The sequence below is a fragment of the Niallia sp. Sow4_A1 genome, from assembly GCF_052116745.1.
Lineage (GTDB): Bacteria > Bacillota > Bacilli > Bacillales > Cytobacillaceae > Niallia > Niallia hominis.
Genome location: NZ_JBQKKM010000004.1, coordinates 73,403 through 89,168, shown reverse-complemented (window position 1 = coordinate 89,168; position 15,766 = coordinate 73,403). Strand labels below are relative to the sequence as shown.

16 protein-coding genes are annotated in these 15,766 nt (G+C 34.6%); 9 read left to right on the top strand and 7 right to left on the bottom strand.

From position 1 onward, the window contains the following. Window positions 1–51: 51 nt before the first annotated feature. From rnjA to def, 3 genes are all read right to left on the bottom strand, one after another. A complete protein-coding gene (rnjA, locus tag ACTQ5K_RS03735) occupies window positions 52–1,719 on the bottom strand; it encodes a ribonuclease J1 (RefSeq protein WP_251627362.1) in 1,668 nt (555 codons plus the stop codon). After that, on the bottom strand, window positions 1,719–1,931 hold the full coding sequence (locus tag ACTQ5K_RS03730; protein WP_031534203.1) for a DNA-dependent RNA polymerase subunit epsilon: 213 nt from the start codon (window positions 1,929–1,931) through the stop codon (window positions 1,719–1,721). The genes rnjA and ACTQ5K_RS03730 overlap by 1 nt, the downstream gene beginning before the upstream one ends. An 816-nt stretch (window positions 1,932–2,747) precedes the next feature. Beyond that, a complete protein-coding gene (gene def / locus ACTQ5K_RS03725) occupies window positions 2,748–3,302 on the bottom strand; it encodes a peptide deformylase (protein WP_031534205.1) in 555 nt (184 codons plus the stop codon). Window positions 3,303–3,597: 295 nt separating this feature from the next. On the opposite strand from def, the gene ACTQ5K_RS03720 reads away from it, so the two are divergent. The 6 genes from ACTQ5K_RS03720 to ACTQ5K_RS03695 all read left to right on the top strand — a co-directional run bounded on the left by ACTQ5K_RS03720 (window position 3,598) and on the right by ACTQ5K_RS03695 (window position 10,351). Beyond that, on the top strand, window positions 3,598–4,281 hold the full coding sequence (locus ACTQ5K_RS03720) for a YkyA family protein (RefSeq protein WP_251627360.1): 684 nt from the start codon (window positions 3,598–3,600) through the stop codon (window positions 4,279–4,281). A 726-nt stretch (window positions 4,282–5,007) separates the two neighbouring features. Beyond that, complete coding sequence (pdhA, locus tag ACTQ5K_RS03715) at window positions 5,008–6,123, top strand: pyruvate dehydrogenase (acetyl-transferring) E1 component subunit alpha (RefSeq protein WP_031534208.1); 1,116 nt, start codon at window positions 5,008–5,010, stop codon at window positions 6,121–6,123. Between the two features lie 3 nt (window positions 6,124–6,126). Then, window positions 6,127–7,104, top strand: coding sequence for an alpha-ketoacid dehydrogenase subunit beta (locus ACTQ5K_RS03710; RefSeq protein ID WP_031534209.1), 978 nt, complete (start codon window positions 6,127–6,129; stop codon window positions 7,102–7,104). A gap of 90 nt (window positions 7,105–7,194) precedes the next feature. Further along, complete coding sequence (locus ACTQ5K_RS03705) at window positions 7,195–8,475, top strand: dihydrolipoamide acetyltransferase family protein (protein WP_251627358.1); 1,281 nt, start codon at window positions 7,195–7,197, stop codon at window positions 8,473–8,475. Window positions 8,476–8,478: 3 nt separating this feature from the next. Further along, on the top strand, window positions 8,479–9,888 hold the full coding sequence (lpdA, locus tag ACTQ5K_RS03700; protein WP_441993739.1) for a dihydrolipoyl dehydrogenase: 1,410 nt from the start codon (window positions 8,479–8,481) through the stop codon (window positions 9,886–9,888). A gap of 217 nt (window positions 9,889–10,105) precedes the next feature. After that, window positions 10,106–10,351 carry a hypothetical protein gene (locus ACTQ5K_RS03695; protein WP_441993738.1) on the top strand — a complete coding sequence of 82 codons (246 nt, stop codon included), beginning with the start codon at window positions 10,106–10,108 and terminating at the stop codon, window positions 10,349–10,351. Window positions 10,352–10,541: 190 nt separating this feature from the next. Here the strand turns inward: ACTQ5K_RS03695 and ACTQ5K_RS03690 are convergent, their stop codons facing one another. Both ACTQ5K_RS03690 and ACTQ5K_RS03685 read right to left on the bottom strand, forming a co-directional pair. Further along, the gene (locus ACTQ5K_RS03690; protein WP_441993737.1) at window positions 10,542–10,877 is read right to left on the bottom strand and encodes a hypothetical protein; all 336 of its coding nucleotides are present in this window, start codon (window positions 10,875–10,877) and stop codon (window positions 10,542–10,544) included. Between the two features lie 111 nt (window positions 10,878–10,988). Further along, window positions 10,989–12,458: an aminotransferase class I/II-fold pyridoxal phosphate-dependent enzyme gene (locus ACTQ5K_RS03685; protein ID WP_441993736.1), complete on the bottom strand. Its 1,470-nt coding sequence runs from the start codon at window positions 12,456–12,458 to the stop codon at window positions 10,989–10,991. Window positions 12,459–12,838: 380 nt separating this feature from the next. On the opposite strand from ACTQ5K_RS03685, the gene ACTQ5K_RS03680 reads away from it, so the two are divergent. Then, window positions 12,839–13,111 carry a UPF0223 family protein gene (locus tag ACTQ5K_RS03680; RefSeq protein WP_031534221.1) on the top strand — a complete coding sequence of 91 codons (273 nt, stop codon included), beginning with the start codon at window positions 12,839–12,841 and terminating at the stop codon, window positions 13,109–13,111. Window positions 13,112–13,269: 158 nt separating this feature from the next. On the opposite strand, the gene ACTQ5K_RS03675 is transcribed toward ACTQ5K_RS03680, so the two are convergent. Next, a complete protein-coding gene (locus ACTQ5K_RS03675; protein WP_031534223.1) occupies window positions 13,270–13,890 on the bottom strand; it encodes a DUF1054 domain-containing protein in 621 nt (206 codons plus the stop codon). A 260-nt stretch (window positions 13,891–14,150) separates the two neighbouring features. Here ACTQ5K_RS03675 and ACTQ5K_RS03670 point away from each other — a divergent pair, with 260 nt between their 5' ends. Both ACTQ5K_RS03670 and ACTQ5K_RS03665 read left to right on the top strand, forming a co-directional pair. Then, window positions 14,151–14,345 (top strand): hypothetical protein, encoded by a 195-nt coding sequence (locus ACTQ5K_RS03670; RefSeq protein WP_031534224.1) that lies wholly within the window; start codon window positions 14,151–14,153, stop codon window positions 14,343–14,345. A 290-nt stretch (window positions 14,346–14,635) separates the two neighbouring features. Then, window positions 14,636–15,436, top strand: a complete 801-nt coding sequence (locus ACTQ5K_RS03665) for an inositol monophosphatase family protein (RefSeq protein WP_031534226.1) — start codon at window positions 14,636–14,638, stop codon at window positions 15,434–15,436. A gap of 4 nt (window positions 15,437–15,440) precedes the next feature. Here ACTQ5K_RS03665 and ACTQ5K_RS03660 read toward each other — a convergent pair whose 3' ends face one another. After that, window positions 15,441–15,635, bottom strand: coding sequence for a DUF5325 family protein (locus ACTQ5K_RS03660; RefSeq protein ID WP_031534228.1), 195 nt, complete (start codon window positions 15,633–15,635; stop codon window positions 15,441–15,443). Window positions 15,636–15,766 lie beyond the last annotated feature (131 nt).

Here is a 15,766-nt window from a genome sequence, read left to right as displayed (position 1 = left end):
AAAAGGCGCTGTATGTTCAAGAATTGAACATACAGCGCCTTTTATATACCGTTATACTTCCATAATTATTGGAAGAATCATTGGTCTACGTTTTGTTTTTTCGTAAAGGAATGGAGAAATCGTATCAATAATTTCGTTTTTGATTTCAGACCATTGTGTTGTTTTGCGTTCCATTACTTTATTTAGATGCTTGCTTATTAAGTTCTGTGCATCATTTATTAAATCGCCAGACTCGCGCATGTATACAAATCCTCTTGAAATAAGATCTGGTCCAGCTGCGATTCTAAAGTCTGTCATGTTAATGCTTACTACTACAACGACTAAGCCTTCTTCTGAAAGAATTCGGCGGTCGCGTAATACAATATTGCCTATATCTCCAATTCCGCTTCCGTCAATATAAACGTTTCCGGATGGGATTTTACCAGCAACTTGCGCTGTATCACTCGAAAGTGCCAATACTTCACCATTATCCATGATAAAGCAGTTCTCTTCCTTGACGCCACAGTCAACAGCAGTCTGGGCATGTGTTTTTTGCATTCTGAATTCTCCATGGATTGGCATAAAGAATTTAGGCTTAATTAGTCGTAGCATTAGCATTTGCTCCTGCTGTCCACCGTGACCGGAAGTATGAATATTGCTAAGTGGCCCAGAAATAACTTCAGCACCAGCTCTAAAAAGCATGTTTATTGTTTTATTAACGCTTAGTGTATTACCTGGTACAGGGTTAGATGAGAAAACAACTGTGTCACCAGGAATAATTTGGATTTGTCTATGTGTTCCATTGGCAATTCTTGAAAGAGCAGCCATAGGTTCGCCTTGACTTCCTGTACATAAAATCACAACTTGATTAGCCGGTAAACGATTAATTTGCTGAGGATCTACAAAGGTTTCTTTTGGAGCTTTTATAAACCCAAGCTCTAAGCCAATATTAATGGCAGCCTCCATGCTTCTTCCGAAAACAGCGATTTTACGACCGAATTCTACGGCAGCATCTGTTACTTGCTGTAAACGATAAATATTAGAAGCGAAAGTAGCGAAAATCAATCTACCATCTGCTTTAATAAATATGTCATGAATACTTTTGCCAACCTTTTTTTCGGACATTGTGAAATTAGGCACTTCACTATTTGTGCTGTCAGATAATAAACATAAAACGCCTTCTTTACCGATCTCAGCCATTTTTGTTAAGTTGGCAGGCTCCCCAACGGGCGTAAAATCGAATTTAAAATCTCCAGTGTGTACGATGTTTCCTGGTGGAGTTTTCACGACAATACCATAGGAATCAGGTATACTATGAGTTGTTCGAAAGAAGGAAACAGATGTTTTTCTAAATTTAATCACATCATCTTCTTGAATTTCATGCATCGTAGTTTGACGCAATAGTCCATGCTCTTCTAACTTATTACGAACAAGTGCTAATGCTAATTTTCCACCATATACAGGGATATTAACTTGTCTTAAAAGGTAAGGAATACCACCAATATGATCTTCGTGACCATGCGTGATAAATAAGCCTTTAATTTTGTCTACATTCTTCTCCAAGAAAGTATAATCGGGAATAACATAGTCAATTCCTAAAAGCTCGTCCTCCGGAAATTTAATACCAGCATCAATTAAAATAATTTCGTCTTGAAACTGGACACCATAAGTATTTTTACCGATTTCCCCTAGTCCACCGAGGGCAAATACAGCAGTTTGATCATTTTTTACAAATTTCATTATTCAATCTCCAATACTGTAAAGTCTTCGTTTTGTTGTTCATACTCTAAGAATGCACCTTCTACACGAGTTATAAACTCGATATTATATGGTTTTTCTGCCAATTTTGTTCTAACATCTCTTTCAGAAACACCTTTAACATATATTGTTCTTGTGTTTTCTCTTACTGGTACCTCTGTTTTTAAATCTTGAAAATATACTTTAAATATCATGGTAATTCGCTCCTTAATCATTTATATCTAAAATTATTATATAAAAAAATAACATGTTTTTCATGTTTTTTCTTTTAATAGCAATTATTATCAAAATCCATTGTTTGAAAGATAATCAACTTTATTATGTAAAATATATTTAAATCTTTATAAAATAAAAGGTCAGACTCTTCCCACTAAGCTTGGTTTATATAGTGGTATAATAACCACTATATTTAACAAAGCGTGGCATAGGTCGGACCATAAGAATACCCTTCAATTTTTTTAAGCTATTGTTTTTTTACGCAGTAAATCTTTCCACTGTTTTAAGAGCTTTTTTCTTAGCTTCTTTAACATAGTGGATCATCTCCTTAATTCTATTTTAAACCATTCTTGTACAAAGTAAAGTCATCTTCACATTTTATATTTTCTTTTTGTAAAAAAATAGTTTTTTGAGATGTTGTTTTTTTACCGATTCTTTCTTTTTTTTAAACTGAAGGTGATTTTACATGTGTTAAATCACATCGAATGGTTCGTTCATTTAATAGGCTTTTTTATATATGATAACAACAATCTTATTAAAAACAGCCTTTTATAGTAATAGTATATGAAATTTATTGCAGGATTCTCATGGTTAATGTTGGTAATTGTAAAATAGGCTTTTATTTCGTAATAATTAACTTTATATGAAAGCGAATGGGTCCCCTCTAATGGAAGAGGGGAAGCAAGAAGATTGATTTTTTTCTATTGTAATTGTTTAGGAGTGGAAGGGAGAAGAAGGCTCGAAGAAATTTATTAAATGATCGAACCAGGAGGAAAGAAGGAATGTTCTTAACTCTATCTTTCCACTGGAATTGCATTTTCAATAGGAAGAAAAGGATCATTTTCATTAATGTAATCATAGAACATGACACCATTTAAATGATCAATTTCGTGTTGGAATACAATAGCTGGTAAGCCCTTTAGTCGTAGCTTTACTTCCTTGCCATCTAAATCAATAGCTTTTAATGTGATTCTTGCATATCTTGGCACAAATCCTGGGATGGCTTCGTCTACAGATAGGCAACCTTCTCCTGTAGTTAAATAGGCTTTTTCAACCGAATGGCTAATGATTTTTGGATTGAAAAGGGCGTAGCTATATTGCTTGCCATTTTCATCTTTAACATGAACAGCAATCATTCGTTTGGAAACATTTATTTGTGGTGCAGCTAATCCAACACCGCCTCTTAAACCATATTTTTCCGCTAATTCAGGGTCTTGACTATTTATTACATATTCAAGTAAGCTTTTTAAAATTTCTTTATCTTCTTGACTTGGTGGCATTGTAACTTCTGCTGCTACTCTTCTTAATGTTGGATGACCATCCCGAATAATATCTGCCATTGTTATCATCATAATCACTTCCTTGTTCTATCTATAAAGTAGTCTAACAGAGAAAGAATGAAAAGTTAATACAAGAGAATAGTACTTTATGCAATAAGATAATCATATATACCCATAATATATTATAGGACAGGCTAATATGTTTAATATATAAACCGTTTCATTTTACTTAAATTGAATAACACTATATTATGACGGAATTAAAAAGGGTTAGTAATAAGGCAAAGGGAGTAATAATAAGCCAACCGTTATTGTAAAAATACAGAAGAATCGATATAGTAATAAGAAAGTGAGGAGGAAACAGATGAAACGAAGTATGCTATTGTTTAGTACAATCTTGCTATTTGCAATGATTGCTGCTGGATGTAATTTTCAGTCTCCAAGTGAGAAAATGTATGAAAAACTAGAAGAAGTGGTTGAAATTGAAATTGGCTTTGAAGAGCAGCAAGAGCCTCTTGTGACTTTAGAGAAGAAAGAACAAGACATCTATTCCGAAATAATTAGTCTTGGCTTAGAAGATATGGATGAAATCACAAAATTATCAGATGAGGCCATAGAATCTATTGCCAAGAGAAAAGAATATATGGATAAAGAAGCAGAAAGCATTAAACAGTCGCAAGAAAAGTTTGAGACAATTACAACTGATATGGAAGAACTAGAAGAAAAAGAAGATAAAGAGCTAAAAGAAAAAGCAGACGAACTTTATAAAACAATGATGGCCCGTTATGAAGAACATGATAAATTATACGCTAATTACATAGAAGGGCTTAACAGTGATAAAAAACTATATGAAATGTTTAAAGATGAAGATGTGAATATGGATGATTTAGAAAAGCAAGTAAAGAAAATAAATGAAACATATGAAAAAGTGTATGAAAATAATCAAACCTTTAATGAACTGACGAAAAAATATAATGAACTAAAAGTAGACTTCTATAATGAAGCAGGAATAAAAATTAAGATGAGTGATGAGAAGGAAGAGGAGTAAGTAGCTTTTTTATATTTTTTTATGTCTTCCAAGTTTTATTTTCATTTACCGCAGGAACAGAATCTGTCAAGGAGCAAGAAAATTGCTGAATTGGACAAACTGTTACTGTGGTTTTTTTATAGGGGAAAATAAATTTTTTTGAAATACGTGGCTGTCTAAAGATGGACCAACATGGCACAATGGTGGAGGTGAGAATTAGCAAAAGTTTTACGGAAATTCCTGCGAATTAAAATACATTTAATGATAGAAACTGTTGTTACTGTACTTCTGTATTCTTTAATCGCAATAATGTGTTTATTCGACAAGGAGGAAAATTATTATAAAACAGTTGTAAATAGTGGTATCTGTATAATACAGATGTAGTTTTATAAATAATACAGTTGTATTAATTTTATGTAAAAAAATAATAAAAACTTAGAGCTTAAAGATTGACGGATAATATTTAAGTATATTAAACTTATAAATGTATTGAACAGTTGTATTAATATTTACATATTAATAATTGATACAGTCTATACGGAAACCGAATTAATTTATAAGACGTTTTTTCTTGCGTAATTTGTGGAAAACTGTTTTAGTATGGTTTTTTTTGTTACTTAAAGTGATATGCTGTAAGTAATAGAAAGCGTTACCCAACTGAATGTTTACCACATTCAAACACATTGTAAACATCTATTTGTTTTTACAGAAAAAAGTCTTTTAATATGAAAGGAAAGGGTGGCTTTAATGGCTTCTAAAACAAAGAAGGCACAATTTGATGTGCAAGCACAGCTTGAACAAGTGGCAAACCAATTTCAAACACTTCAGATTCTAAATGAAGAGGGCGAAGTTGTAAACGAATCTGCAATGCCTGATTTAAGTGATGAGCAATTACAAGAATTAATGACTCGTATGGTATATACACGTATTCTTGATCAACGCTCTATCTCATTAAACAGACAAGGTCGCCTAGGTTTCTATGCACCTACTGCAGGACAAGAGGCTTCTCAATTAGCTTCACAATTTGCATTAGAAAAAGAAGATTTTATTCTTCCAGGATATCGTGATGTTCCGCAAATTATTTGGCACGGGCTTCCTTTATCTCAAGCATTCTTATTCTCACGTGGTCACTTCCAAGGAAATCAAATTCCTGAAGGTGTAAACGTAATTTCTCCACAAATCATTATCGGTGCACAATACATCCAAACTGCTGGTGTAGCATTAGGAATGAAAAAACGTGGTGCTAAATCTGTTGCAATTACGTATACAGGTGATGGTGGTGCTTCACAAGGTGATTTCTATGAAGGAATTAACTTTGCTGGTGCATTCAAAGCTCCTGCAATTTTCGTTGTACAAAATAACCGTTTTGCAATTTCTACTCCAGTTGAGAAACAATCTGCTGCGAAAACAATTGCTCAAAAAGCAGTTGCTGCAGGGATCCCTGGAATTCAAGTAGATGGTATGGACGCTTTAGCAGTTTATGCTGCTGTTCGTGAAGCTCGTGAAAGAGCAATCAATGGTGAAGGTCCAACATTAATCGAAACTTTAACTTACCGTTATGGTCCACATACAATGGCTGGAGATGACCCAACTCGTTACCGTACAGCTGATCTTGACAGCGAGTGGGAAAAGAAAGACCCATTAGTGCGCTTCCGTAAATTCCTTGAAAACAAAGGCATTTGGAACGAAGAAAAAGAAAACGAAGTAATTGAGCGTGCTAAAGAAGAAATTAAAGAAGCAATCAAAATTGCTGACGAAGCTCCAAAACAAAAAGTAACTGACTTAATGAACATCATGTATGAAGAGCTACCAGTTAATCTTCAAGAACAATATGAAATTTATGCAGCAAAGGAGTCGAAGTAAGCCATGGCGCAAATGACAATGATTCAAGCAATCACTGATGCGTTACGCACAGAATTACGTAATGATCCAAATGTATTAGTATTTGGAGAAGACGTAGGTGTAAACGGCGGTGTATTCCGTGCGACAGAAGGTCTTCAAAAAGAATTCAGTGAAGATCGTGTATTTGATACTCCATTAGCTGAATCTGGAATTGGTGGTTTAGCAATCGGTTTAGGACTTCAAGGTTACCGTCCAGTACCTGAAATTCAATTCTTTGGTTTCGTATATGAAGTAATGGACAGTATTTCTGGACAAATGGCTCGTATGCGCTATCGTTCAGGTGGACGTTACAACGCACCTGTAACTATTCGTTCACCATTTGGTGGTGGGGTTCATACTCCTGAACTTCATGCGGACAGCTTAGAAGGATTAATGGCACAACAACCTGGTCTTAAAGTTGTTATCCCATCTACTCCTTATGACGCTAAAGGTTTGTTAATTTCTGCTATTCGCGATAACGATCCTGTTATCTTCTTAGAGCATATGAAATTATACCGTTCATTCCGTCAAGAAGTTCCAGAAGAAGAGTACACTATTCCTCTTGGAAAAGCGGATGTAAAGCGTGAAGGTAAAGACCTTTCTATCATTACTTATGGAGCGATGGTTCAAGAGTCTATTAAAGCAGCAGAAGAATTAGAAAAAGAAGGATATTCAGTGGAAGTAGTTGACTTACGTACTGTAAGCCCACTTGATATCGATACAATCATTGGATCTGTTGAAAAAACAGGTAGAGCAGTTGTTGTTCAAGAAGCACAAAAACAAGCTGGTATTGCGGCTAATGTTGTTGCTGAAATCAATGATCGTGCAATTCTAAGCTTAGAAGCTCCAGTTTTACGTGTAACTGCACCAGATACTGTATTTGCATTTACACAAGCTGAAACTGTATGGCTTCCAAACTTTAAAGATATTATTGAAACAGCTAAAAAAGTTCTAACTTTCTAATTAATACCGAATAATATTTACGCAACAATTAGAAGATAAGTTAGTTGAACGAAGAAAATTTTTTCATAAGATTATTAGGAGGTTGTCACATTGGCTTTTCAATTTAGATTGCCTGATATTGGTGAAGGTATTCACGAAGGCGAAATCGTAAAATGGTTTGTTAAACCAGGCGATAAAGTTCAAGAAGATGATGTATTATGTGAAGTGCAAAATGATAAAGCAGTAGTAGAAATACCTTCTCCTGTTGAAGGTACTGTAGAAGAAGTTAAGGTTGAAGAAGGAACAGTAGCAGTTGTAGGCGATATTTTAATTACATTTGATGCTCCTGGATATGAAAATCTTCAATTCAAAGGCGATCATGGTGATGAAGCTCCAGCTGATGCTGAAGAAGCAAAACCTGATGCTGCTGAAGAAAGCAAAGCACAAGAAGCAGATGTTGATCCAAGCAGACGCATTATTGCAATGCCTTCTGTACGTAAATATGCTCGTGATAAAGGCGTAGAAATTCAAGCTGTTTCTGGTTCTGGTAAAAACGGACGTATTTCAAAAGAAGATATTGATGCTTACTTAAATGGTGGTGCAACACCTGCTAGCCAACCAGCTGCAGAAGCTGCTCCAGCTGAAACAGCAACGGAAGCTCCTAAGCCACTTGCTATTCCAGAAGGTGATTTCCCAGAAACTCGTGAGAAAATGAGTGGAATTAGAAAAGCGATTGCTAAAGCAATGGTAAACTCTAAGCATACTGCTCCTCACGTAACATTGATGGATGAAGTGGAAGTGTCTAAATTAGTTGCACATCGTAAGAAATATAAAGAAGTTGCTGCAGCAAAAGGTATTAAATTAACATTCTTACCTTATGTAGTAAAAGCTTTAACAAGTGCACTAAAAGAATTCCCTGCTTTAAACACATCATTAGATGATGCTACAAGCGAAATCGTTCATAAGCATTACTATAATATCGGTATTGCTGCTGATACAGAAAAAGGTTTATTAGTTCCTGTTGTTAAAAATGCTGATCGTAAAGGTATCTTTAACATCTCTAACGAAATTAATGAACTTGCTGTTAAAGCAAGAGACGGTAAATTAGCTCCAGCTGAAATGAAAGGTGCATCTTGCACAATTTCTAACATTGGTTCTGCTGGTGGACAATGGTTTACTCCAGTAATCAACCATCCTGAAGTTGCTATTTTAGGTATTGGTCGTATTGCTGAAAAAGCTATCGTTCAAGATGGAGAAATTGTTGCTGCTCCTGTATTAGCACTTTCTTTAAGCTTTGACCACAGAATGATCGACGGAGCTACTGCTCAAAATGCAATGAATCATATTAAGCGTTTATTGAACGATCCAGAACTATTGTTAATGGAGGCGTAAAACATGGTAGTTGGAGATTTTCCTATTGAAACAGATACTATAGTCATTGGTGCGGGTCCTGGTGGATATGTTGCAGCAATTCGCGCAGCACAATTAGGACAAAAAGTTACAATTGTTGAGAAAAACGTATTAGGTGGAGTTTGCTTAAACGTTGGATGTATTCCTTCTAAAGCTTTAATCTCTGCTGGTCACCGTTATGAGCATGCTGCACATTCTGCAGACATGGGTATTACAACTGAAAATGTAAAAGTTGACTTCTCAAAAGTTCAAGCTTGGAAAGAAAGTGTTGTTAAAAAGCTTACTGGTGGAGTAGAAGGACTTTTAAAAGGAAACAAAGTTGATATTGCTTATGGTGAAGCATATTTTGTAGATGCTAACACATTAAAAGTAATGGATGAAAAATCATCTCAAACTTACACTTTTAAAAATGCGATTATCGCAACAGGATCTCGTCCAATCGAAATCCCTACGTTCAAATTCTCTAAGCGAGTTCTTGATTCAACCGGTGCTCTTGCACTTCAAGAAATTCCAGAGAAAATCGTTGTAATCGGTGGAGGATATGTTGGTACTGAATTAGGTGGAGCTTACGCTAACTTTGGTACTCAAGTAACTATCCTTGAAGGTGCTGACGAAATTCTTGGTGGTTTCGAGAAACAAATGTCTTCATTAGTTACTCGTAACTTAAAGAAAAAAGGTGCTGAAATCATCACTAAAGCAATGGCTAAAGGTGTAGAAGAAACGGACACTGGCGTTGTTGTTAAATATGAAGTTAAAGGCGAAGAAAAATCAGTTGAAGCTGATTATGTATTCGTAATGGTTGGTAGAAAACCTAATACAGACGAACTTGGTTTAGAACAAGTTGGTATTGAATTAGGGGAACGCGGAATCATTAAAACAGATAAGCAATGCCGTACAACTGTAAGCAATATCTTTGCTATCGGTGATGTTATTTCTGGTCCTCCATTAGCTCATAAAGCTTCTTATGAAGGTAAAATTGCTGCTGAAGTTATTGCTGGACATAACTCAGAAATCGACTATTTAGGAATTCCTGCAGTTGTATTCTCTGAGCCAGAATTAGCTACAGTTGGTCACACAGAAGCATCAGCTAAAGAAGCTGGTATCGAAGTGAAAGCTGCTAAATTCCCATTTGCAGCAAACGGACGTGCATTAGCACTTAATGATGCTGAAGGTTTCATGAAGCTTGTTACACGTAAAGAAGATGGTCTTGTAATCGGTGCTCAAATCGCTGGTCCAAGTGCATCTGATATGATCGCTGAATTAGGTTTAGCAATTGAAGCTGGAATGACAGCTGAAGATTTAGCTATGACTATCCATGCTCACCCAACTTTAGGTGAGGTAACAATGGAAGCAGCGGAAGTTGCAATTGGTAACCCAATTCATATCTTACGTTAATTGCTAAAAAAAGAAGTCCTCTTTATAAGAGGGCTTTTTTTTGACTTTAAAAAGGAAAGAAATCTATTAATTTTAAGCGTTTTTAATATAGTCAGCTTTATTCCGTTCAGCCATATTACTGTTAGTTTGAAGAAAATAATTATAAAATAAAACAACAGATCGATACATATACTAGTATTAATCGTTAAGTGTTAGGAAGGAAGGGTGGTGGTTTTTCTTGAAGATTTATACGGCAATTTTATTTCAACTAATCATTTGGAGTAGCTTTTCGATTATAGAATGGTTATCAAGACATGATTTAATCCTCTATAAAGTGTTTATGTTTGGGGTGTTCTTTTATTTAGCGATTATCACAGGAAATACAATCATAAAATCAACAAGAAAAACGATGTTAGCCACGATGATTAGTTTATCTATTTACGGCTCCTTCCATTTAATTATGACCATTATTTCTGTAGTCTAAATATAACATAAACATAAAGTGTTTTGCTTTGTATCATTTGGACTTGCTTTTTTGGATAAGAAGAAAGTAGAGAGCCAATCTCTGTTATCATTGCCATTTCCTTATAAACAAAACAGTAATACAATACAAAAAATGCCCTTGGATTATCAAAAGCATTTTATTTAAATAGAACTAAAAACCACGCAACTATTTATTGTCTCCGCTTTGATGGTATTTTTCCAAAATAGCTTTTAAGAACAGTGAAGATTGATAGTATTAATAAGAAAAACACAAGAAAGCTAAACGTAAACGAAACGGGATGAAAAATAGTTTTCGTTTGCATGGGAGATTCGAATGAAATTTCTAATGGATAGGCATTCGATGAAGCAGGCAATAGCTTTTGTTGTTCTGCAAATGGGATGGGACCACCAAAACGAAAGGATTGTGTTAATTGCGCCGGTTTTTGTACTATGTAATTTTTAAAGAGAAACGGGGTAGCAAGACTAATTAGTAAACTTATAATCGCCATAATCAAATATTTTTTCAAAAAGAAAACTCCAATCTGTTCTTACCTATAGAAATAAATGTTTAGCATTTTTTATATCCAAATAGAAGACAGGAATACCTTCATTTGGCATTCCTGTTATCTAAAGAACTATTATCTTATCGCGCGATGCTCTTTAATAACGCGAAGCTTTTTGAAATCGTAATCCTCAGGCCCCTGAACAGGCAATCCTGCTTCCATATTTCGTTTTATATAGGCAAGGTTATCTTCTGTAATAATTTCGCCAGGGATGAATATAGGGATTCCTGGAGGGTATACCATAATAAATTCCGCAATGACTCTTCCAACTGAATCATCAAAATTAATTAATTCTGTCTCAGAGTAGAAAGCATCTCTCGGTGTTAGCGCTAGTAGAGGGATGTTTGGCAGCATTACTCGGGCCTCCACTTTTGAAGCTTTATCTTTTCTTTCTTCAGCTAGAGCTTTTAGGGCATCAATTAAAATATGGGCCTCTTTTTCTGAATCTCCAGGTGTAATAATGCACAGAATATTATACAAATCTGACATTTCCACTTCTATACGATAATTTTTACGAAGCCACTCTTCTGTATCATGGCCTGTTATGCCAAGATCTTTCACGGAAATAATTAGTTTAGTCGGATCATAATCAAAAGCAGAGTCTGACTCAAGAATCTCTTCTCCAACACAGTATAAATGTTCAATGTCATTAATTTGTCTTCGAATGTATTGTGCAAGATTAATCGTTTTATCTATTAGTTGTTTTCCCTCTGTTGCAAGACGCTTTCTCGCAACATCTAATGATGCTAGCAACAGATAGGATGTGCTTGTTGTTGTCAGCATACTTAGAATGGACTGTACTCGTTTGTAGCTAATTAGGTCGCCTCTCATATTTAAAATCGAACTTTGTGTCATAGAACCACCAAGTTTGTGTACACTTGTTGCTGCGATATCTGCACCTGCTTGCATTGCAGACATGGGCAAATCCTCGTGAAAATGAATATGAACTCCATGTGCTTCATCCACTAGAACAGGAATATTGTAGGAATGAGCTAAATCCACAATCGTTTTTAAATCAGCTGAAATGCCAAAATAAGTTGGATTAATAACTAGTAGTCCTTTTGCATCTGGATGAAGGTCTAAAGCATGCTGAACAGACTCAATTGTGATTCCATGAGAAATACCAAGGTTTTTATCTACTTCTGGGTGGATAAAAATTGGAATAGCTCCGGCAAATATAATCGCAGACATAACAGATTTATGAACATTTCTTGGAACAATTATTTTATCTCCTGGGCCACAAACACTCATGATCATTGTCATGATAGCACCACTTGTGCCTTGAACGGAAAAGAAAGTATGATCTGCTCCAAACGCTTCAGCAGCAAGTTGCTGGGCGTGTTTAATCATCCCTTTTGGATAATGAAGATCATCAAGAGGACCAATATTAATAAGGTCTATCGAAAGGGCGTTGTCTCCGATAAAGTTTCTAAATTCTGGATCCATTCCATTCCCTTTTTTATGCCCAGGTATATGAAATTGTATAGGATCTTTTTTAACATGTTCCAATAATCCGTGGTATAACGGTGTTTCGTGTTGTGACAATTTATTACCACACCTCTTTATTAAGTATTTTTATGCAAACATTAGCGAACTTTATTGAAATTTCTTATGTACGTGCTAGAAATTTATTGTACCTATTTGTCGCCCTTTTGTCTTTAATTTCGTTACTCTTAACAAGTTTTACCCTAATTTCAAATTATAAAAATCATAAAACAAAAGAATTATAGCATTTTTTATTTTCTTTGCATACAATTAGTTTTTACTATAGCAAAAAGAATTATTTTTTTACATGCCTTTTTGGGTGCATAAGCTTATAAAACAAAGGAAAAAGTTAGTATGAAGAAACAAGTTTTACTTTCTTACTTACTTAAATTACAATAGATTTTATCTGAAAAATACTTTAAATAATAGGATGTGGAAAAATGGATTATCAATACCCAATCGATATCGATTGGTCAACAGATGAAATCATTACGGTAGTTAAGTTTTTTGAATGTATTGAGAAAGCCTATGAAAAAGGTGTAGAAAAAGCTGAATTAATGGAACAATATCGAGCATTTAAAAAAATTGTCCCAGGGAAAGCGCAAGAAAAGAATGTCTGTGATGAATTTGAAGAAGTAAGTGGATATTCTACATATCGAACAATCAAAAAGGCGAAAGATGCTACAGAGAATAGCAGAATAAAGATGCCATAGGAAAAGGGTTATACATAAAAAGCATTCTAAGAGCAATCTTGCTAACTGTAAAGTCATGATGCTAATTAGGGTGCTTTTTTTTCCGCATCTATTGAAGGCTAGTAGAGTGATTCTTAATAGACAAAAAAACTTGGTATACCCAAGTTTTTTTGTCCTCTTTAATACTCCATTGATAATTTATAAATTGGAAGTAATGTATCATATGTATGTTCAATTAAGGAGAGTAATGCTTCTCCATTTGAAAGAATCGGATTACCAACTGGGATTTGCTGACCAACTAAAAATTCAGCTTTTTTTACATCGCGGAACCTTGTTAAAGCTGCTTTTAAATCGGCTTCTTCTATTTTTATAGCCTCTTTTTTCATATGATCCATGGAAAGGAAATAATCTTTCGGCAGAGATGACTGTATTAGCTCGTAATTTTCTAAAAAGCCTTGTGCAATTTCTTTCTTTTTTGGAAGTTCGTATATATAAGCTAGCCATATAAAGAGATGGTCATCAAATAAGCCAACTTGGAAATGTGGATGTTGTTTATATCCACGCTTATTATTTGCAATCGCAAGCCATGTATCTTTTGGGGGATTCACGGTCCGTCTTGCGTGCTTGGCAATATGGAGGAACATTTCCATTCCGAGTTTACCTGAAAGTTCATCTGTAAGCTCTGCGCCAATTTCGAGGAATTTCGGCTGAATTCTCTCTTGAATTGCTTCCATTCTTGAATCCAGTCCTTCAATCTTAAATGTATCAAAATCTTTTTGTATAAAACCAGTGAACGACATTATTTCTTATCTCCTTTTGAGTTTATCTCTTATGTTTCCGGGTAAATAGTTTATATATAATCAAGTAAGCTATTTAGTTATTTTCTTGTATATTCATCTTTTGATATGCTTTTCGCCAATATTGTAGCATACATAAATAATATTATGAAGAAATTTGGATTGCACTAGGTTATCGCACAAAAAAGGAGCAAGCTAATTGGTTTTCACATAATATATATGAAATCACAGAAATGCAAGTCGATGAAAGGGGTGTACTGTCAGTGAAACAATTGATGAATTTAGCGAAGAAAATGGAAGTGGAAAAGGAAAAAAGGGCTGTTCTTCGTCTAGAAATGGATTATGAATTGGCTACCTTATTCGATGCAATCAATGAAAAAGATGAAAAACAAAAAAAATTAAGTAAGCAAAAACTAGAAAGAATCAGGCAGGAACTTCTAAGACTTAAAGCATTATAAGGAATATAATAGATAATCATGCAGCTGACTCTATAGGAAGGAAATTTGAATTCCTATAGAGTCAGCTGCATGATTTTGCTTGCTACATTATTTAGGGAATGATAGGAAGGAAACTTGTTTAATGGCAATCGACTTTTTAAATAGTTATTCTATAGCACTGCAATTTATAGAATTTTCTTATTTTATGATACTATAGAGAATAAGATAGCTTCTTTTGAAGTATGTTTAGAGATTATATTAGCTAAAATATAGGAAGTGCTGGAAAAAAGAATGTAAAGAAGGTTGAGAAAATGACAAATTGGCTTGAAATTGATAAGTATGCAAAAGAATGGATAAAAGAAGCGGGGGAAAGGATCATCAAGTCTTTTTCATCTGAGCTCATTATTCAAACAAAATCTAATAAAAATGATTTAGTTACGCAAATAGACAAGGGGACGGAAGAGTTTTTGATAAATAAAATAAATGATGTTTTTCCTGCTCATCGAATTTTAGGAGAAGAGGGAGTAAGTGAATCTTTAGAAGATTTAAAGGGGATTGTCTGGATTATTGATCCAATTGACGGAACGATGAATTTTGTCCATATGCAACGGGATTTCGCGATTTCAATCGGTATTTATGAGGATGGAATAGGGAAAATCGGCTTAATTTATGATGTAGTTGCAGATGAACTATACCATGTTCAAAAGGGGAATGGGGTATATATGAACGAAACAAAGCTACTCCCTTTAAAGGACACCGCTGTTGATGAGGCTATTATTGGATTAAATGCAACATGGGTTACGAAAAATAAACGTATAGATCCGAGCATTTTAGAACCACTGGTAAGGGAATCTAGAGGAACGAGATCTTTCGGGTCAGCTTGTTTAGAACTTGCCTATATTGCAGCTGGACGAATGGATGCTTATCTCACTTTAAGATTATCGCCATGGGATTACGCAGCAGGCAAGATAATGGTGGAAGAACTTGGAGGAAAGGTAACAACTTTAAAAAATGAGCCTCTTGATTTATTAACACAACAATCTTTTTTTGCTTCTAAACCTGGATTACATGAGGAAATACTCGAAAAATATTTAAAGGATGGTAACTGGTAAAAGACTAACACTGCTGTTTTTCCAATATTTGTTGCATTTTCTTTTTCTTTTGGGATCGAAGTGACCAAATCCCACACATTAAGAAAAAACAAATGAGTGTGCCAACTAATGTTTTTTCAGCAATACATATACCGATACCAATAAAACTTGAAATTCCATAGATGTTATAGTAAAAAAATGGATATTTATCAAAATTCATGATTATCTTCCTTTATTATGGTATATATTAATCGGAAATAATAGCGTATGATAATGATTAAATGATCCCACAGCGACTAGATGTGGGTTTTTTATCTATTTTCTCCTTCTATAATACAATGGGATGGCTTG